General features: G+C 62.1%; 13 protein-coding genes and 1 pseudogene. 11 read left to right on the top strand and 3 right to left on the bottom strand.

The window, feature by feature from the left end:
• Positions 1–23: 23 nt before the first annotated feature.
• The 6 genes from hisS (at position 24) to ACYU03_RS21105 (ending at position 6,810) form a co-directional block, all read left to right on the top strand.
• A complete protein-coding gene (gene hisS, locus ACYU03_RS21130; RefSeq protein WP_461886571.1) occupies positions 24–1,313 on the top strand; it encodes a histidine--tRNA ligase in 1,290 nt (429 codons plus the stop codon).
• A gap of 39 nt (positions 1,314–1,352) precedes the next feature.
• The gene (locus ACYU03_RS21125) at positions 1,353–1,994 is read left to right on the top strand and encodes a YfgM family protein (protein ID WP_461886570.1); all 642 of its coding nucleotides are present in this window, start codon (positions 1,353–1,355) and stop codon (positions 1,992–1,994) included.
• Position 1,995: 1 nt separating this feature from the next.
• Positions 1,996–3,138, top strand: coding sequence for an outer membrane protein assembly factor BamB (gene bamB / locus ACYU03_RS21120; RefSeq protein WP_461886569.1), 1,143 nt, complete (start codon positions 1,996–1,998; stop codon positions 3,136–3,138).
• 116 nt (positions 3,139–3,254) lie between these two features.
• Positions 3,255–4,721, top strand: a complete 1,467-nt coding sequence (der, locus tag ACYU03_RS21115; protein ID WP_461886568.1) for a ribosome biogenesis GTPase Der — start codon at positions 3,255–3,257, stop codon at positions 4,719–4,721.
• Positions 4,722–4,882: 161 nt separating this feature from the next.
• Entirely contained in the window at positions 4,883–6,031 is a 1,149-nt protein-coding gene (locus ACYU03_RS21110) for a pyridoxal phosphate-dependent aminotransferase (protein ID WP_461886567.1), read from the top strand.
• Positions 6,019–6,810: an amidohydrolase gene (locus ACYU03_RS21105; RefSeq protein ID WP_461886566.1), complete on the top strand. Its 792-nt coding sequence runs from the start codon at positions 6,019–6,021 to the stop codon at positions 6,808–6,810. The genes ACYU03_RS21110 and ACYU03_RS21105 overlap by 13 nt, the downstream gene beginning before the upstream one ends.
• Before the next feature lie 80 nt (positions 6,811–6,890).
• Here the strand turns inward: ACYU03_RS21105 and ACYU03_RS21100 are convergent, their stop codons facing one another.
• Together ACYU03_RS21100 and ACYU03_RS21095 are read right to left on the bottom strand one after the other, a co-directional pair.
• On the bottom strand, positions 6,891–9,434 hold the full coding sequence (locus tag ACYU03_RS21100) for a PepSY domain-containing protein (protein ID WP_461886565.1): 2,544 nt from the start codon (positions 9,432–9,434) through the stop codon (positions 6,891–6,893).
• Positions 9,435–9,538: 104 nt separating this feature from the next.
• Positions 9,539–11,173: pseudogene (locus tag ACYU03_RS21095) on the bottom strand (TonB-dependent receptor); the annotation flags it as partial.
• Between the two features lie 268 nt (positions 11,174–11,441).
• On the opposite strand from ACYU03_RS21095, the gene ACYU03_RS21090 reads away from it, so the two are divergent.
• Together ACYU03_RS21090 and ACYU03_RS21085 are read left to right on the top strand one after the other, a co-directional pair.
• Positions 11,442–12,122 (top strand): Fe2+-dependent dioxygenase, encoded by a 681-nt coding sequence (locus ACYU03_RS21090; protein ID WP_461886564.1) that lies wholly within the window; start codon positions 11,442–11,444, stop codon positions 12,120–12,122.
• 3 nt (positions 12,123–12,125) lie between these two features.
• On the top strand, positions 12,126–12,878 hold the full coding sequence (locus ACYU03_RS21085) for a tetratricopeptide repeat protein (protein ID WP_461886563.1): 753 nt from the start codon (positions 12,126–12,128) through the stop codon (positions 12,876–12,878).
• A gap of 189 nt (positions 12,879–13,067) precedes the next feature.
• Here the strand turns inward: ACYU03_RS21085 and ACYU03_RS21080 are convergent, their stop codons facing one another.
• Positions 13,068–14,231: a type III PLP-dependent enzyme gene (locus ACYU03_RS21080; RefSeq protein ID WP_461886562.1), complete on the bottom strand. Its 1,164-nt coding sequence runs from the start codon at positions 14,229–14,231 to the stop codon at positions 13,068–13,070.
• Between the two features lie 673 nt (positions 14,232–14,904).
• Here ACYU03_RS21080 and ACYU03_RS21075 point away from each other — a divergent pair.
• The 3 genes from ACYU03_RS21075 to ACYU03_RS21065 all read left to right on the top strand — a co-directional run bounded on the left by ACYU03_RS21075 (position 14,905) and on the right by ACYU03_RS21065 (position 18,926).
• Positions 14,905–15,390: an RNA polymerase sigma factor gene (locus ACYU03_RS21075; RefSeq protein WP_461886561.1), complete on the top strand. Its 486-nt coding sequence runs from the start codon at positions 14,905–14,907 to the stop codon at positions 15,388–15,390.
• Positions 15,391–15,410: 20 nt separating this feature from the next.
• Positions 15,411–16,385 (top strand): FecR family protein, encoded by a 975-nt coding sequence (locus ACYU03_RS21070; RefSeq protein ID WP_461886560.1) that lies wholly within the window; start codon positions 15,411–15,413, stop codon positions 16,383–16,385.
• Positions 16,386–16,493: 108 nt separating this feature from the next.
• Entirely contained in the window at positions 16,494–18,926 is a 2,433-nt protein-coding gene (locus ACYU03_RS21065; RefSeq protein WP_461886559.1) for a TonB-dependent siderophore receptor, read from the top strand.
• Positions 18,927–18,963 lie beyond the last annotated feature (37 nt).

Raw genomic sequence — 18,963 nt, 5'->3', positions numbered from 1 at the left:
ACACAGAATCGTAAGGATTTTCCGTGAGCAAAACGCTGCAAGCCATTCGTGGCATGAACGACATCCTGCCCGAGCAGACTCCCCTGTGGCGCTATTTCGAAAGCACCGTGGCCGGGCTGCTGGACACCTACGGCTATAGCCAGATCCGTACGCCGATCGTCGAGTTCACCGAACTGTTCAAGCGTTCGATCGGTGAAGTCACCGATATCGTCGAAAAAGAGATGTACACCTTCGAGGACCGCAACGGCGACTCCCTGACCCTGCGTCCGGAAGGCACCGCAGCGTGCGTGCGTGCTGTGCTCGAGCACGGCATCAGCGGCAATGGCCAGGTGCAGAAGCTGTGGTACATCGGCCAGATGTTCCGTCACGAGCGTCCGCAGAAGGGCCGTTACAGGCAGTTTCACCAGATCGGCGTGGAGGTGTTCAACCTCGACGGTCCGGACATCGACGCCGAACTGATCATGCTGACTTGGCGCCTCTGGGGCCTGCTGGGTATCCGTGACGCGGTCAAGCTCGAGCTCAACAGCCTGGGCACCAGCGAAGCTCGTGCGCGCTACCGCGAGGCGCTGGTCGAGTTCCTGTCGGCACGCCTGGATCAACTGGACGAAGACAGCCAGCGCCGCCTGAAGAGCAACCCGCTGCGCATCCTCGACAGCAAGGATCCGAACACCCAAGCGGTGCTGGTCGAGGCACCGAAACTGGAAGACTACCTGGACGAGGAGTCGCGACTGCACTTCGAGGGCCTCAAGGCCCGTCTGGACGCCGCGGGCATCCCGTTCGTGATCAACACCAAGCTGGTGCGTGGCCTGGACTACTACAGCAAGACCGTTTTCGAATGGGTGACCGACAAGCTCGGCGCCCAGGGCACCGTCTGTGCCGGTGGTCGCTATGATGGCCTGGTCGAGCAGATGGGCGGCAAGCCGACGACGGGCGTGGGCTTCGCCATGGGGATCGAGCGCCTGATCCTGCTGCTGGAAACCCTGCAGCAGGTTCCGGAATCGATCAGCCGCCAGATCGATGTCTACCTGTGCGCCTTCGGCGAACAGGCGGAGTTGGCTGGCCTGGCCCTGAGCGAGCGCCTGCGGGATCGCTTGCCGGGCCTGCGCCTGCAGGTCAATGCCGGTGCTGGCAGCTTCAAGAGCCAATTCAAGAAGGCCGACAAGAGCGGGGCGCTGTTCGCCTTGATCCTCGGGGACGACGAGCTGGCGCAACAAGTGATAGGTTTCAAGCCCCTGCGTGGTCAGGGTGAACAACAGAACATTGCCTGGGATGCTCTTGCCGAGCACCTGGATGCTGCTCTCGCCCAGGCGTGAAGCGGGTCAACGGCCGAATTGCTGAAAAGGAGTATTGGGGTGTCGAGTACCGATGATGAACAACTGGTCGCGGTCAAGGACTGGTGGGATCGCAATGGCAAGCCACTGCTGACCGGTGCCCTGTTGGCAGCGGTGGTGGTGTTGGGCTGGCAGGGCTGGCAGAAGTACCAGACCAACCAGTCGCAAGGTGCCTCGAACCTGTACCAGGCCCTGCTGGAAACCACGCTGACACCGAGCGGCCAGCCTGACACGGCCAAGGTCGCTGAGCTGGCCGGCAAGCTGAAGAGCGAGTTCGGCGGTACGGCATATGCCCAATATGCCAGCCTGTTCGTAGCCAAGGTCGCGGTCGACAGCGGCAAGCTGGACGACGCCGCAGCCGAGCTCAAGGGCGTGATGGACAAGCCGGCGGACGCCACCCTGGGTGAGATCGCCCGCCAGCGCCTGGCACGTGTCCTGGCTGCCCAGGACAAGGCCGAAGAGGCCTTGAAGCTGCTCGAAGGTGATGCCGACAAGGCCTTCCTGGCAAGCCGCGAAGAGCTCAAGGGCGACCTGCTGGTCCAGCTGGGCCGTGGCGACGACGCTCACAGTGCTTATGAAAAAGCCAAGGCCGCGTTGTCCGACGACGCCGCGGTCGGTGGCCTGCAACTCAAGCTGGATGACCTGGCCAAAGGGGATGCCTGACGTGATCGGTTGGAAACATGCAGCAGTGTTGGCCCTGGCCGTTCTGGCCGCGGGTTGCAGCAGCAACAGCAAGAAGGAACTACCCCCGGCCGAGCTGACCAAGTTCACCGAAGAGGTGGTGCTGAAGAAGCAGTGGAGCCGCTCGATCGGTGATGGTCAGGGCGAGACCTTCAACATGCTGGTACCGGCCATCGAGAACGACCGCATCTACGCCTCTGATGTCACCGGGATCGTGATGGCCCTGGACCGCAACAACGGTGACGTGGTCTGGAAGCAGGACCTGGAGCTGCCTGTTTCCGGCGCTGTGGGCGTCGGTTATGGCCTGGTCATGCTTGGCACCCTCAAGGGCGATGTCATTGCCCTGGATGCCAGTACCGGTGAAGAGCGCTGGCGCTCGCGGGTGACCAGCGAAGTGCTGGCACCGCCTGCGACCAACGGTGATGTGGTAGTGGTGCAGACCCAGGACGACCGCGTGATCGGCCTGGATGCCGCGACCGGTGATCGCCGCTGGATCTACGAGAGCACCCCGGCTGTCCTGACCCTGCGTGGCACCGGCGCGCCGATCGTGACCAATCGCCTGGCCATCGCCGGCCTGTCCACTGGCAAGGTGGTTGCCGTGGATACCCAGAACGGTGTGCCGGTCTGGGAGTCGCGCGTGGCCATTCCGCAAGGCCGCTCCGAGCTGGAGCGGGTGGTGGATATCGACGGTGGTCTGTTGCTGTCCGGCGGTATTATCTATGTCGCAAGCTACCAGGGGCGTGTTGCCGGCCTGGACCTGGAAAGCGGCCGTGTGCTCTGGCAGCGCGACGCCTCCAGCTACGCTGGCGTGGCCCAAGGGTTTGGCAACGTCTACGTGAGCCTGGCTTCAGGCACCGTGGAAGGTATCGACGAGCGTTCTTCCAGTGCCCTGTGGAGCAATGACGCCCTGGCCCGCCGCCAGTTGTCGGCGCCGGAAGTGTTCTCCAGCTACGTGGCCGTGGGTGATCTGGAGGGCTACCTCCACCTGCTGAGCCAGGTCGATGGCCGCTTCGTCGGCCGTGAGCGTATCGACAGCGATGGCCTGCGTGCCCGGCCCTTGGTGGCCGGCGACACCATCTATGTCTTTGGCAACAGCGGCAAGCTCGAGGCGCTGACCATCCGCTGAGGCTATGCTTGAGGCCGTGCAGGCCTCGGGCAACGGCACTTCGGGTGCCGACCGAACTCCGGCCGCTGCAGTGCAGCGGCCTTTGTATTTTTCGAATTCAAGCAGTGGAGAGCCGCATGGTTCCCGTAATCGCCCTGGTGGGCCGGCCGAACGTCGGTAAATCCACCATGTTCAACCGCCTGACCAAGACCCGAGATGCCATCGTCGGTGACTTGTCCGGCCTGACCCGTGACCGCCAGTATGGTGAAGCGCGCTGGCAGGGCCGTTCCTTCATCCTGATCGACACCGGTGGTCTCACCGGTGACGAAGTGGGGATGGACGAGAAGATGGCCGAGCAGTCGCTGATGGCCATCGAAGAAGCCGACTATGTGCTGTTTCTGGTCGATGCTCGTGCTGGCATGACCGCCGCCGACCAGATGATCGCCGAGCACCTGCGCAAGCGGAACAAGCAGTCGTACTTGGTTGCCAACAAGATCGACAACATCGATCCGGACAACGCGCGCGCCGAGTTCTCGCCGCTGGGCATGGGCAACGCCATCCCGGTGGCAGGTTCCCAGGGCCGTGGCATCAATGCTCTGATGGAGATCGTCCTAGGCGAGGTGCCACGCGACAAGGAAGAGGAAGCCCTCGACGAGGACGTCGCCGAAGGCGAGGAAGCGGTACGCATCCCGGGCCCGAGCGAGAAGGATGGCATCAAGATCGCCATCATCGGCCGTCCGAATGTCGGCAAGTCGACCCTGGTCAACCGCATGCTCGGCGAAGAGCGCGTGGTGGTCTACGATCAGCCAGGCACGACCCGCGACAGTATCTACATTCCGTTCGAGCGGGATGAAGAGAAGTACACGTTGATCGACACTGCGGGTGTGCGTAAGCGCGGCAAGATCCACGAGGAAGTCGAGAAGTTCTCGGTGGTGAAGACGCTGCAGGCGATCAAGGATGCCAACGTGGTGATCTTCGTCATGGACGCCCGCGAAGGTGTGGTCGACCATGACCTGAACCTGCTTGGCTTCGCCCTGGAAGCCGGCCGTGCCATCGTCATCGCCCTGAACAAGTGGGATGGCATGCAGCCGAGCGAGCGCGACTATGTGAAGACCGAGCTGGAACGCCGGTTGTTCTTTGTCGATTTCGCCGATATCCACTTCATTTCCGCCTTGCATGGCACCGGGGTCGGCAACCTGTACAAGTCGGTGCAGGCTTCGTTCAGGTCGGCGGTGACCCGCTGGCCGACCAGCCGCCTGACCCAGATCCTCGAAGACGCGGTCAGTGAGCACCAACCGCCGATGGTCAACGGCCGCCGCATCAAGCTGCGTTATGCCCACCTGGGGGGCGCCAACCCGCCAATCATCGTGATTCACGGCAACCAGGTCGACAAGGTGCCGCGTTCCTACTCGCGCTACTTGGAGAATACCTATCGTCGGGTGCTCAAACTGGTCGGCACGCCGATCCGCATCGAGTACAAGGGCAGCGAGAACCCGTACGAGGGCAACAAGAACCAACTGACCGACCGCCAGGTCAACAAGAAGCGCCGGCTGATGTCGCACCACAAGAAGGCTGAGAAGAAGCGCAAAGACAAGCGCAAATAAAGCGGCAGGCTGCAAGCTGCAAGAAAAAGCTGATCGAGGTACGACCAGCTTTGTCTTGTAGCTTGTGGCCCCATCCTTTTTCCTGACCAGTCAATCCGCTATGCTCGGATTCCGTCCCGTGCCGCTGCGAGCCGGACGTACAGTGCAGGAAAGAGGGCTCCATGATCAGTAGCAAGTTGCCGAACGTCGGCACGACCATCTTCACCACGATGTCCCAGCTCGCCGTGCAGACCGGCGCCTTGAACCTCTCCCAGGGGTTTCCCGATTTCAACGGCCCTCAGGCATTGCTCGATGCGGTAGGCCGGCACGTTGCCGCCGGGCACAATCAGTATTCGCCGATGACCGGGTTGCCGGCCCTGCGTCAGCAGGTAGCGGCGAAGATCGCCAGGACCTACGGCGTGGCGGTGGACGCCGATCACGAGGTGACTATCACTCCAGGGGCGACCGAGGGCATTTTCTGCGCCATCCAGGCAGTGATCCAGGCCGGTGACGAGGTCATCGTCTTCGACCCGTGCTATGACAGCTACGAACCTTCCGTGGTGCTGGCCGGCGGCCGCTGTGTGCATGTGCAACTCAGCGATGGTGATTTCAGCATCGATTGGCAGAGGTTCAGCGATGCGCTTTGCCCGCGTACCCGGATGATCATCCTCAATTCGCCGCATAATCCCAGCGGCGCATTGATCAGCCGCGCCGATCTGGACAAGCTGGCGCTGCTGATTGCCGACCGCGATATCTACCTGGTCAGCGACGAGGTCTACGAGCACCTGGTGTACGACGGCGTCGAGCATGCCAGCGTACTGGCCCACGAGGCGTTGTATCCGCGGGCCTTCGTGGTCAGTTCTTTCGGCAAGACTTATCACGTCACCGGCTGGAAAACCGGCTATGTGGTGGCGCCACCGGCCTTGAGCGCGGAGCTACGTAAGGTCCATCAATACGTCAATTTTTGCGGCGTGACGCCGCTGCAGTGTGCCTTGGCCGATTTCATGGCCGAGCACCCGGAGCACGTCGAAGAACTGCCAGCCTTCTACCAGGCCAAGCGCGATCTGTTCTGCGACCTGCTGCAAGGGTCGCGTTTCACGTTCACCCGCACCGCCGGCACCTATTTCCAACTGGTCGACTATTCGCAGATCCGCCCGGACCTGAACGACGTCGACATGTCTCTGTGGCTGACTCGCGAGCATGGCGTTGCGACCATTCCGGTGTCGGTGTTCTACCAGCAACCGATCCCTGAACAGCGCTTGGTGCGCTTGTGCTTTGCCAAACGCGAGGAGACGCTGCGTCAGGCAGCGGAGAAACTATGCGCGATCTGAATGAACTGCCTAACCTGAAAATCGCCCTGGTTCAGACCACCCTGGCTTGGCATGACCGCTTGGCCAACTACGAGCATTTCGAGCAATTGTTGGCGCAAGTGGGCGACGTTGATCTGGTGATTCTGCCGGAGATGTTCACCACTGGTTTCTCCATGGATTCGGAAAGCCTCGCCGAGCCGGAAAACGGGCCGACCTACAAGTGGCTCAAGGGGCAGGCGAAGAAACACGGAACCGTTATCACTGGCAGCGTGATCATCCAGGCGGCCGATGGCAGCCACCGCAATCGCCTGCTGTGGGCGCGCCCTGACGGCGAGACCTTGCATTACGACAAGCGCCACCTGTTCCGCATGGCTGGTGAGCACAAGCACTACACCCCAGGCGAACGCCAGGTGCAGTTCGAGCTCAAGGGCTGGCGGATCCGCCCGCTGATCTGCTACGACCTGCGTTTCCCGGTGTGGAGCCGCGACGCCCAAGACACTGATCTGCTGCTGTACACGGCGAACTGGCCGGCAGCGCGCCGCCAGCATTGGAATCGGCTGCTGCCGGCGCGGGGGATCGAGAACCTGTGCTACGTGGCTGCGGTGAACCGGGTTGGCACCGATGGCAAGGGGTTCGCCTATTCAGGCGACAGCCAAGTCCTGGACTTCCAAGGCGAAAGCCTGCTCAGTGCCGGCGAGGCCGACGGCGTGTTCACCGTGGTGTTGAACGCGGCGGACTTGGCGGCGTATCGCGCGCGCTTCCCGGCGAACCTGGATGCCGACACTTTCGAGTTGCACTGAGGCACCTCGTGCCAGCACACAGTCGGTAGGAGCCAGCGTCAGCTGAAGCTGGCTCCTACCTGGTTTGTGTAACCGGCAATTCAGTACACGTCCCGCCGGTAGCGCCCGTCCTCGATGAGTTGCTGGACACCTTCGGCTCCTAGCACCTCTGCGAGCACCGCATCCACCCCTGACGCCATGCCCTGCAAGCTGCCGCAAATGTAGAGGCAGGCACCTTCGTCCAGCCAGCGGCGCAACTCGGCGGCCTGTTGGCGTAAAACATCCTGTACATAGACCTTTTCTGCCTGGTCCCGGGAGAAGGCCAGGTCCAGCCGCGCCAAGTCGCCGCTGGCCAGCCAGGTCTGCAACTCATCGGCGCAATGGAAGTCGTGAGCACGATTGCGTTCGCCGAACAGCAGCCAATTGCGCTGTTCCCCGGCGTTGATCCGTGCCTTGAGCAGGCTGCGCAGACCGGCCAGGCCAGTACCGTTGCCGATCAGGATCATCGGGGCTGGGGCGGAGGGCAGATGGAAGCCGCTGTTGCGGCGCAGGCGCAGGCGTAGGCTGCCTTGCAGTGGCAGGTGCTCGGTCAGCCAGCCGGAGCCCAGGCCCAGGCTGCCGTCATTGTGGCGCTCCTGACGCACGATCAGCTCCAGCACGCCATCACTGGCGATGGAGGCAATCGAGTATTCACGGGCGGCGATCGGGATCAGCGCATCGACCAGGGCCTGGGCCTGCAGGGCGATCAGATGTTCGCGGCTGCTGGGCAATTGGCGGCTGGCCAAGGCTTGGGCCAGGGTTTCAGCGAGCCCATCGAGTTGAACCTGTGTGCTGGCATCCAGGCCGAGCCCGGCAAGGAAGGTGTCGACCACGGCTTGGCTATTGCGTGGCAGGATTTCCACCAGGTCCCCGGCCTCCCAACTGGCCGGCTGGTCCGACTGGAGGCCGAGCAGGTAGACCGCCGAGCCCTGGCTGCCAGGGTTGAGCAGTTCGCGCTGGCGCAGGGTCCAGTTGCCATAGCTCGGTGGCTGCCAGGCGGCCACTGGTTGGCTGCCGGTCAGTTGTGCCAGCTCTTGTTGCCACAGGCGCAGGGCGGCCGGGTCGGCGCTGTCCACTTCGACTGGGCTGAAGGCGCAGGTCGCGCCACGTTCGCCCAGCCAGGCCTGCAGGCGCCGGGCAAAGCCGCAGAAATGCGGATACTGGCGATCACCGAGGGCAAGCAGCGCATAGTTCAGGTTGTCCAGAACCCAGGGTTGGCCAAGCACCTTGCGTTCGAACACGCGGGCGCTGTCCGGTGCTTCGCCATCGCCGAAGGTGCTGACTACGAACAGCGCGCGCTGTGCCTGGCGCAGGTCGTCCTGGCTCAGTTCGGCCAATGGGCGCACTTGCACTGGCAGTCCGGCGGACTGCAGTTGACCGGCGCTCTGCCAGGCCAGTTGCTCGGCAAAGCCACTCTGGCTGGCAAAGCCGATCAGCCAACTGCCGGCTTGCCCGTCCGTGCTGCTGACAGTACCTCGGGCGGCGCGGACCTGGCGCTTCTTACGCCGACGGTCGAGGTACAGCAGCCAGCCGGTGACGAAGAACACCGGCATGCTCAGGCTGGCAAGGGTCATCAGGATGCGCCCGGTGAGGCCGAAATAGCTGCCGACGTGCAAGGCATAGACACTGGCCAGCAGTTGCGCCTTGAACGACTTATCGTTGTACACCTCATGGCGGCGCACCTGGCCAGTGGCCGGGTCCAGTGTCAGGGTGTTGAACGCGCGTACGTGGGCGGCGTTGTCCAGCAGATAGAAGAGGGTCGCGGGTTGGCCGCCAGACGGGGGCAAGCGCAGGTTGTAGGCGGCAAGACCCGGGCCAGCGGCCTTTTGCAGGCTGCTCCAGACCGCCTCGTAGTCCACCTTCAAGGGGGGCGCGTCCTTGTCCACCTGTTGGGGGCCATGACGGCCCCGTTTTTGTTGCTGGCCTGCGGAAGGCGTGTCGGCCAGCAGTTTGTTCAGCCCGTCACGGTACCACTCGTAGGACCAGAACAGCCCGGTCAGGGCAAACAGCAGGTAGAACAACAGGCACCAGGTGCCGACCACGGCATGCAAGTCCCAGTTGAAAGCACGGCCTTTCTTGGCCCAGTCCAGGGTCAGCCAGGCGCGCCAGTTCAGGGCCTGACGCGGCCAGCGCAGGTACAACCCAGAGAGGCAGAAGAAAATCAGCATCAGGGTGCAGGCGCCGGTGATCTGCCGACCGGTGTCGCCCATGGCCAGGAAGCGGTGCAACTGCAGCATCAGGTTGAAGAAGTCCTGGCCGGCCACATCGCCTTTGAGTTCGCCGGTGTAAGGGTCGGCATAGCGCAACTGGCCACGCCGTTCGCCCGGTGGCGGGGTGAAGAACACCCTGGCGGCGTTGTCGCTGCGGGTATCGACCCAGAGCATGGAGACCTTGTCACCCTGCGCGGCCTCGACGCGGCGCACCAGTTCGGCCGGCGGCAATACGCCTTCCTGGCGTACCTCGACCTTCAGCACATCGGCATTGAACAGGCGCAGAAGCTCTTCCTGGAACGACCAGATGGCTCCGGTAATCCCCATCAGCGCCAGCACCAGGCCAGCGGTGATGCCAAAGAACCAGTGCAATTGGAACAACGACTTCTTCACCACATTGATCACCTTGTCTTGCCGCAGGTACTGGCGCGGCGTGCATTATGCCTTGATACGCGAAAGCCCCGCTCACCTAGGTGGGCGGGGCCTGTCGATCACTTGCCTCAGAAGTGGAAGTTCGCGCTCATCAAGGCGGTACGGCCTGCTGCCACGTGGGCATAGTGCGTCGAGAACACCTGATCGAAGTAGCGCTTGTCGGTCAGGTTCTGCAGGTTCAACTGCAAGTCCACGTTCTTGGTCAGGCGATAGGTGGCCATCGCATCGTAGCGCCAGTAGGACGGCACCTCGACCGAGTTGTCTTCGTTGCCGAAGCGCGAGTCGACGAAGGTGGCGCCGGCACCGATGGTCAATTGTGGGATCACGTCATAGGTCGACCAGAAGGTGAAGTTGTTACGCGGTGTGCTCGGCATATGGTTGCCTTCGTTGGCCGCGTTGCTGGTCTTGACGATCTCGCTTTCCATGTAGGTGTAACCGCCGTAGACCTTCCATTTCTTGGTCAGGTTGCCTGCGTAGGTCAGCTCCAGGCCTTCTACGCGCTGCTCACCGTCGAGTACCTGGTAGGTCGCATTATCCGGGTCGGTGATGCGGGCGTTGGTTTTGTCGGTACGGAAGAGGGCAGCAGTCAGCGACAGGTTCTCGTCGAAGAAGTCCCACTTGGTGCCAATCTCGTAGTTGCGGTTGCGTTCCGGATCGAGGTTGCTGTTGTTGTCGGCTAGCTCCAGGCCGCCGTTGCCACTGGTTTCGCCCGACGGGTTGCTGGAAGTCGACCAGGCGGCATAGATGCTGCCGTTCGGCAACGGTTTGTAGACCACGCCCACTTGGTAGTTCCACAGATGGGCATTGTTCTCGCGGGAGAAGTCACCTGCCGCCGAACCGCGTCCACCGGTGCTGTAGCCGCTGGATTTGGTCTGGTAATCGTCATAGCGCAGGCCCAGGTTCAGCGACCACTGGTCGTTGAAAGTCAGGGTGTCGAAAACATAGGCGGCGCTGGTCTTGGTGTCGGTATCGGTATAGGCCGCGCTGTCGGTGATGCTGCCGGACCAACTGTCGTTCGGCGAAGGGTCGTGGAGGCTAGTGCAGTCACCCGAAGCCAGCAGTGCCGGGTTGCAGGTGGAAGCATTGCCAGCATCGGAAGTGATCACATAGCCGCGGTTGTGGGTATCGCTGTAGGTGAACTCCAGGCCGGTGACCAAGTTGTGCTGGACGAAGCCCGTATTGAACTTGGCGCTCAGGTCGGTCTGGTTGACCCAACCCTTGGATGTCGAGTTACGGTTCTTGGTCGAGCGGTAGACCGTGCCGTTGGCGACGTTGCCCTTGCTGTCGTCAGGGTTGGTGACGATGTAGTCCAGGGTCGAACGCGACATGCGGAAGCTGTTGGACAGGGTCAGGTTGTCGTTCAGGTCGTGCTCGATTCTGATGGTGCCGCTGTCATTGCTGGTTTTGCGGTAATCGCGCCCATTCAGGCCATAGAAGTTGTCACGGTCGACATGGACTGGCTTGTCGACGTTGTACTTGCTGCGGTCGGCGCTGCGGGCCAACGGGATACCGTAGTCCGGCATATCGTCGGTCTTGAGGTGGTAGTAGCCGACGGTCACCCGGGTGTCGGTTCCCAAACCGAAAGCGAAGGACGGTGCAACGCCCCAGCGGCTGACATCCACGCCGTCGCGGCCGGCCACATTGGCCTCATGCTTCATCAGGTTGAGGCGGAATGCGGAGGTGTCGGTCAGTTGCTTGAGAAGCGAGCAAGCGTGGTGAACTGACAGCAGATGGCACGTATTGACGCGGCATGATGGGCCCTTCCCCAAGGATTGAAGGCCGCGGAATATAATGTAATCAAATGTTACGTACAATTGAGACTCGTTACTATTCGAGATTAATTTACAATCTTTACATCTTTTCTTGACGGTTTCTTCACTTCGGAGCGCCCGCTGGCCGGATGGGGGCTTGTGAGAAGTAAAAGGTAATCAATATCATTGGCGCCTCTTTCCGTTGCCAGGTCCCGCCGCCATGCTGCTACACATCCCAAGGCTGTTTAATGCCGATGAGATCTCGCGTATCCGCGAGGCCCTGGAGCAGGCCGACTGGGCCGATGGCAAGGTCACGGCGGGCTACCAGTCGGCCAAGGCCAAGCACAACCTGCAATTGCCCGAAGGTCATCCGCTGGCCAAGGAAATCGGTACGGCGCTGATCGAGCGGCTGTGGAGCAATCCGCAGTTCATGTCGGCGGCGTTGCCGCACAAGGTCTTCCCGCCGCTGATCAATTGCTACCGCGAAGGTGGCAACTTCGGCTTTCATATCGACAATGCCTTGCGCCAGCCACGGGGCAGCCATGAGCGGGTGCGTACAGACCTGTCCTCGACCCTGTTCCTCAGTGACCCTGACAGCTACGACGGTGGCGAGCTTGTGATCCAGGACACCTACGGTGTGCAACAGGTCAAGCTGCCGGCGGGTGACTTGGTGCTCTATCCCGGCACCAGTCTGCACAAGGTCAATGCGGTCACCCGTGGGGTACGTTATGCGGCGTTCTTCTGGACCCAGAGCCTTGTCCGTGAGGATAGCCAGCGTGCGCTGCTGTTCGAGATGGACAATGCCATCCAACAACTGAGTGCCGATGTGCCGGAGCATCCAGCCCTGCTGCAACTGACAGGGACCTACCACAACCTGTTGCGTCGCTGGGTCGAGGTTTGAGTCGTGAGTTTCAGTTTGCGCCGTGAAGAAGTGGTGAATGTCGAGCAACTGCGCGCGATGTTAGCGCAAAGCCCGGGTAAGGCGGCCCAGGCCATCCTGGCCGCGGCAGGGCAGGGGATCGTCGAAGCGCAGTTGCTGCTTGGGCAGATTCTGCTGGATGGGCGTGGCATCGAGCGTGACCCGCGTCTGGCCCGGCAATGGTTCGCCATCGCCACCACGGGCGGTAGCGCCATGGCCCACAACATGCTCGGTCGCTGTCTGGAGCATGGCTGGGGCGGTGAGCAGGATCTCGGCCAGGCTGCCACCCACTACCGCCGCGCGGCCGAGGCCGGGCTGGACTGGGGCCTTTACAATTACGCCAACATGCTGGGTACCGGCAGGGGTGTGGCGATGGACCAGCCAGCCGCCCTTGCAGCCTATCGGCAGGCGGCCGAGAGTGGTCATGCGAAGTCGATGAACCTGCTGGGGCGTTATCTGGAGCTGGGCATTGCCTGCGAGGCCAACCCCACACGGGCGCGCCGCTGGTACCGGCGTTCGGCCGAGGCAGGGGATTTTCGCGGGCAGTTCAGCCATGCGGCCGTGTTGGCCGAGCAGGGAGATGTCGATGAGGCGCTGGGTTGGTTGCGGCGGGCCTTGAGCCTGGGCAATGCCAACTTCCTGCGCAGCAGCATTCCGAGCCTGGAACAGGCGCCTGATCCGCGCATCCGGGCGCTGATTCCGCTGTACCGTGAGCGCTTGCTGCAGTTGCAGGCCTGACGTACCACGACAGTTCAGGAGGGCGTTGCTCTCTGGCGGTTGCCCCGGCTATTACCTTCTAAGGCATTTGGGGGCCACTGCGCGGCCCATCGCGGACAAGTCGGGATCGCGTGAATCTGAAGCACATTCAGCTCCAGCGCCGCTAACCGAGGCTGTTACCAAAACGGGGCCTTGCGGCCCCGTTCTGCATTACAGGTAGTAAGCCTTCAGCGGTGGGAAACCGTTGAATTCCACAGCGCTGTAGCTGGTGGTGTAGGCACCGGTCGACAGCCAGTACATACGGTCGCCGATGGCCAGGTTCAGCGGCAGGCCATATTTGTAGTGTTCGTACATGATGTCGGCGCTGTCGCAGGTTGGGCCGGCGATCACCACTTCTTCCATCTCGCCTTTCTTCTCGGTCCAGATCGGGAACTTGATGGCCTCGTCCATGGTTTCGATCAAGCCGGAGAACTTGCCGACGTCGGTGTACACCCAGCGCTCCACGGCAGTGCGCGACTTGCGTGCCACCAGCACTACTTCACTGACCAGGATGCCGGCGTTGGCGATCAGCGAGCGGCCTGGTTCGAGGATGATTTCCGGCAGGTCGTCGCCGAAGTCTTCCTTGAGGAAGCGGATGATCTCTTCGGCATAGGTTTCCAGGCTGTTGGTGCGGGTGATGTAGTTGGCCGGGAAGCCGCCGCCCATGTTGATCATCTTGAGCTCGATGCCGTCTTCTTCCTTCAGGCGCTCGAAGATCACCTTGACCTTGGCGATGGCCGCGTCCCAGACGCTGATGTCACGCTGCTGCGAGCCGACATGGAAGGACACGCCGTAAGGTACCAGGCCCAGATCGCGGGCGAGGATCAGCAGGTCCATGGCCATGTCGGTCTGGCAGCCGAACTTGCGCGACAGCGGCCAGTCGGCGGTGGTGGAGCCTTCGGTGAGGATGCGCACGTACACTTTCGAGCCCGGCGCGGCCTTGGCGATGTTGCGCAGGTCGGCTTCGGAGTCGGTGGCGAACAGGCGCACGCCCTTCTCGTAGAAGTAGCGGATGTCCTTGGACTTCTTGATGGTGTTGCCGTAGCTGATGCGGTCGGCGCTGACACCCTGGTTCATCACCTTGTCCAGTTCGTAGATCGAGGCGATGTCGAAGTTCGACCCTTTGTCTTTCAACAGGTCGATGATCTCGACCGCAGGGTTGGCCTTGACCGCGTAGTAGACCTTGGCGAATTCGAAACCGGCGCGCAGGTCGTCATAGGCCTGGCTGATTATCTGGGTGTCGATGAGTACGAATGGGGTTTCTTGCTTGTCGGCGAACGCCTTCATCTTCTGGAAGGTTTCGCGCGCGAAATAGTCTTCGACTTGGATCGACATGCTCAGGGACTCCATGGGCAAACTGAAAAATTAAGTGGCTGCAACTGAACGTCCTCCGTATCCCCACTTTGGTTCGCCTACTTCCCAAGGCATGTCGCCGAAAGCAAAAAGGCCAACCGTGCCCGTGAAGCGGAGCGGCGGGTGACCTTGCTGTCTCGTCGTCAGTACTTGAGCCGGATGGATCGTTTCCAGCATGGACGTTCGGCGCGCACTTTAGGGCGTGAAGAAAGCAAGATCAACAGGCAATCCCGGCGTGTTCGTCGTGGATTGACGGCCAGTCACTTGAATAACTGACCCATATGACCGGCAGATGCTCCCGAACAGGCCGCAAGCGTAAAAAATTGTGGAATAGACCGGGTCGCCGCCTGCTCGGGTACGTCTGTTCCCGCACGGACTGTCCGCCCCTGTGTGAGCGGGCTTGCCCGCGAAGACGTCTGTGCAAACCCCGGGTGACCGTTTATCGATCATTGCCCGCAGGAGGTATTTCCCTGAAGGGTGTTCATATTTATGGCCACATATTTTGTATGGCTTCCCTGCTGAAATTCGCCATAAATTTTTTGTTACCGAGGCATCTGGGAGTGCCCTTGGTCGGGCTGCTAAAACGCCGATTGCCGTCGTTGATGAGAAGAATTACTATTCGCGGCCTCATCCTGCCTCCCTGACGAGCCCGACCGTGTCCGGACACAAAGGCTTCCTCGACCACTACCATGAGCTGATCGGCACCTGGACGCGCAAGTTGCGCAGTCGCCAGCAGGCCGAGGACCTCACGCACGATGCTTTCGTGCGGGTCTTGGAGAATGCCCGTGAGCGGGTCGACCAGCCCCGTGCCTACCTGCACCAGACGGCGCGCAATATCGCGGTAGATGGTTTTCGGCGCGAGGACCGGCGCCAGGCCCTGGAGCAGGAGGCCTTTGACGAAGGGCCTGGGAGTAGCGGCGATCCGGAAGCCTACGTTCACGCGCTGGAGTTGGCTGACAGCGTCGAACGGGCCCTGGCCGAGCTACCGGTCAACTGCCGGCGGGTATTCGTCTGGCAGAAGCTCGAAGGCCTGACCCAGGCCGAAATTGCCGAGCGCATGGGTTTGACCAAGAACATGGTCGAAAAGTATATGATTCGCACGCTCCGACATCTGCGTGAGCACCTGGATGTGTCGCCGTGATGAATCAGGAGAAGCTCTACATGAAGCAACAGGCCTGCCCGTGCGGCGCCGAGACGGTACGTGAGCAGGCCGCCCAATGGTTTGCCCGCGCGCAGGATGCGTCTCTGGATCCCGACCAGCAGGCGCAGTTGCGGCAATGGCTGGACCAGCACCCTCTGCATCGCCAGGAGTACGACCTGCTTGACCAGCTGTGGCGCGCCGCCGAGCGGGTGCCGCGCCAGCGCCTGGAAGCCCTCTGCCAGCCCGAACCTGTACGGCAGTTGCCCCGGCGGCGTTTTCTGCGCCAGGCCTTGGCCGCCAGCGTGGCGGTGGTGGCTCTCGGCGCGGGTTGGGTGGGTTGGCAGCACCAGCGCCTCAATTACCAGGATCAGTTGCAGACCGGGCTGGGCGAGCGTCGCCAGCTCGAACTGCCGGATGGTTCGCACCTTTATTTGAACGGCCATACGCGGCTGAAGGTCGATTTCAGCCCCGAACAGCGGCATATCGAGCTGAGCGCCGGGGAAGTGATGTTCAGCGTGGCCCATGACACGGGTCGCCCTTTTGTGGTCAGCACCGGCCAAGGCACTGTCACGGTGACCGGCACCCGCTTCGATGTGCGGCTGGACCCGGCACAGACCCGCGTGGCCGTTGAGCAGGGCTCGGTACGGGTACAGGGCGCAGGTGCCTCCCTGGCTTTGCTCACGGCAGGACAGGGCTCGCACATCGACGCGCAGGGCCAGGTGGCGCCGGCTTATGTCGTGGACGCCGCCGCTCTGACGGCCTGGCGCCAGGGCAAGCTGGTGTTCAACGACGTGCCGCTCAGCGAAGTGGTTGCGGAGGTTTCGCGCTACCGGGCCCAGCCATTGCGTGTCAGCCCTGGCAAGGTCGCGGCCTTGCGCCTGAGCAGCACCTTCAGTGCCGATGACACCGATGCACTGCTGCGCGCCTTGCCGAGCATCCTGCCGGTGGCGATCAAGACCCATCCGGACGGCTCCAGCGAAATAATCGCGAAATAAATTCAGGTTTTTTTCCAGTTGTTCGTCTTCCTCGCCAGCTGCAACTGCCAAGCATTTCCATTTGCATGCAGTTGGCGTTTATCCGTACCTACAGGATTTCTCGACGACGTGAACAACAACAAGCTTTCTCCGCGTTCCGCCTCCCGCTCCCGCTGGTTGCCCCTGGCCCTGGCCCTTGCTGTCAGTGGCGCTGCCGCCAGCAGCTATGCCGACCAGGCGCCGATCAGCATCCAGATCCAGGCCCAGCCGCTGGCATCGGCCTTGAGCCAGCTCGGTCAACAGACTTCGTTGCAGCTGTTCTTCAGCCCCGAGTTGGTCGCGGGCAAGCAGGCGCCAGCGGTATCCGGCAACCTGGCCCCGGAACAGGCCTTGCAACAATTGCTGCAAGGCAGCGGCCTGACCTATGAGATCTCCCAGGGCACGGTGGTGGTCAAGCCAGCGCAGCCGGCCGGGACCCTGAGCACCGGCAGCCTTGAACTGGCACCCACTGACATCAAGGTGGTCGGTGACTGGCTGGGCGATGCCGACCAGAGCGTAGTGCAGAACCATCCGGGTGCACGCACCGTGGTGCGGCGTGAGGCGATGGTGGAAAAGGGCGCGATGAGCGTGCGGGATGTGCTGCGCGGGATCCCCGGTGTACAGGTGCAGGACTCCAACGGAACAGGGGGCAGCGACCTGTCCCTCAACGTCGGCGTGCGCGGCCTGACCTCACGCCTGTCGCCACGCTCCACCGTGCTCATCGACGGCATTCCTGCGGCTTTCGCGCCCTATGGCCAGCCGCAGTTGTCCATGGCGCCGATATCATCCGGCAACCTGGACAGCATCGACGTGGTCCGTGGTGCCGGCTCGGTACGCTATGGTCCGCAGAACGTCGGCGGGGTGATCAACTTCGTGACCCGAGCCATTCCGGAAAAAGCCACCGGCGAGTTGTCCACCACCCTGGAAACCTCCCGCCATGGTGGTTGGAAGCACACCGAGTCGGCCTTCATCGGCGGTACCGCCGACAATGGCTTCGGCGCGGCACTGTTGTACTCCGGCGTCAACGGCCACGGCTACCGCAGCAGCAACAATGGCAACGACATCGATGACGTACTGCTCAAGACCCACTGGGCCGTTACCGACAGCGATGAGTTCTGGCTCAACTTCCATTACTACGATGGCCGCGCCGACATGCCGGGCGGCTTGACCCAGGCCCAGTTCGACAACGACCCGTACCAGTCCGACCGCGATTACGACTATTTCGCCGGTCGCCGCAAGGACGTGTCGTTCAAGTACTTGCGGCAGATCGATGACGCCACCCAGCTTGAAGTGCAGACCTACTACACCGACAGCTTCCGTGGCAGCAGCATTGCAGCACGTGACCAGCAGACCCTGTCGTCGTATCCGCGCAACTACTACACCTTTGCCGTCGAGCCTCGTGTGTCGCGGATCTTCTTTGCCGGCCCGACCACCCAGGAAGTCAGCGTCGGCTACCGCTACCTGAAAGAGGCCATGCGGGAGCAGTCGACCCGTCTGGCCCTGATCGACAATGTGCCGACCGTGACCCCGACGTCCGACGGCCATGTATTCCAGGATCGCAGCGGCGGCACCGAGGCCAGTGCCTACTACATCGATGACAAGATCGATGTCGGCAACTGGACCATCACGCCGGGCATTCGCTTCGAGCACATCAATACCGACTGGCGTGACCGCCCGGTGCTCGACGCCAACGGCAGGCCGGTGCCGGAGAAAAAGCGCAGCGTGACCAGCAACGAGCCGCTGCCGGCACTGAGTGTGATGTACCACCTGTCCGACGCCTGGAAGCTGTTCGCCAACTACGAGACTTCCTTTGGCAGCTTGCAGTACTTCCAACTGGGCCAGGGCGGCGTGGGCAACGAAACCGCCAACGGCCTGGAAGCCGAGAAGGCCAAGACCTACGAGATCGGTACCCGTTATGACGATGGCACCTTCGCCGGCGAGCTGACGGCGTTCTACATCGACTTCGATGACGAGCTGCAATACATCAGCAATGACGTCGGCTGGACCAACCTCGGCGCCACCAAGCACCAGGGTATCGAAGCCTCGATGCGCTACGACTTGTCCGGGCTCGATCCGCGCCTGCAAGGTTTGAGTGCCAATGCCGGGTTCACCTACACCCGCGCCACTTATGAAGGCGATATTCCTAACTTCAAGGGCCGCGACCTGCCGTTCTACTCGCGCCAGGTGGTCACTGCCGGCCTGCGCTACCAGGTCGACCGCTGGACCTGGAACCTGGATGCCTATGCCCAGTCCAAGCAGCGCGCACCGGGCACCGCCGGCCTGAACAGCGACTACATCACCGAACCCAGCGCCGATGGCCAGTTCGGCGACATCCCGGGCTACGTGACCTGGGCGGCACGCGGTGGCTATGACTTCGGCACGGAGCTGTCGAACCTGAAGCTGGCGGCTGGGGTGAAGAACATCTTCGACAAGCAGTACTACACCCGTTCCAGCGACAACAACTCGGGCATCTACCTGGGTGAGCCGCGCACGTTCTATGTGCAGGCCAGCGTAGGCTTCTGATCCATCTTGGGCTGCTTTGCAGCCCTGGGCAGTAAGC

This window comes from Pseudomonas sp. X10, from assembly GCF_054889225.1.
The sequence above is the reverse complement of the archived record's forward strand: the minus strand, read 5'-3'. Positions and strand labels throughout refer to the sequence as shown.

Bases quoted from the DNA above. Each gene is read 5' to 3' on its own strand.
- ACYU03_RS21070 (WP_461886560.1), top strand. From the start codon at position 15,411: ATGAAGCAACAGGCCTGCCCGTGCGGCGCCGAGACGGTACGTGAGCAG.
- ACYU03_RS21080 (WP_461886562.1), bottom strand. From the start codon at position 14,231: ATGTCGATCCAAGTCGAAGACTATTTCGCGCGCGAAACCTTCCAGAAG.
- ACYU03_RS21105 (WP_461886566.1), top strand. From the start codon at position 6,019: ATGCGCGATCTGAATGAACTGCCTAACCTGAAAATCGCCCTGGTTCAG.
- der (WP_461886568.1), top strand. From the start codon at position 3,255: ATGGTTCCCGTAATCGCCCTGGTGGGCCGGCCGAACGTCGGTAAATCC.
- ACYU03_RS21090 (WP_461886564.1), top strand. From the start codon at position 11,442: ATGCTGCTACACATCCCAAGGCTGTTTAATGCCGATGAGATCTCGCGT.
- ACYU03_RS21110 (WP_461886567.1), top strand. From the start codon at position 4,883: ATGATCAGTAGCAAGTTGCCGAACGTCGGCACGACCATCTTCACCACG.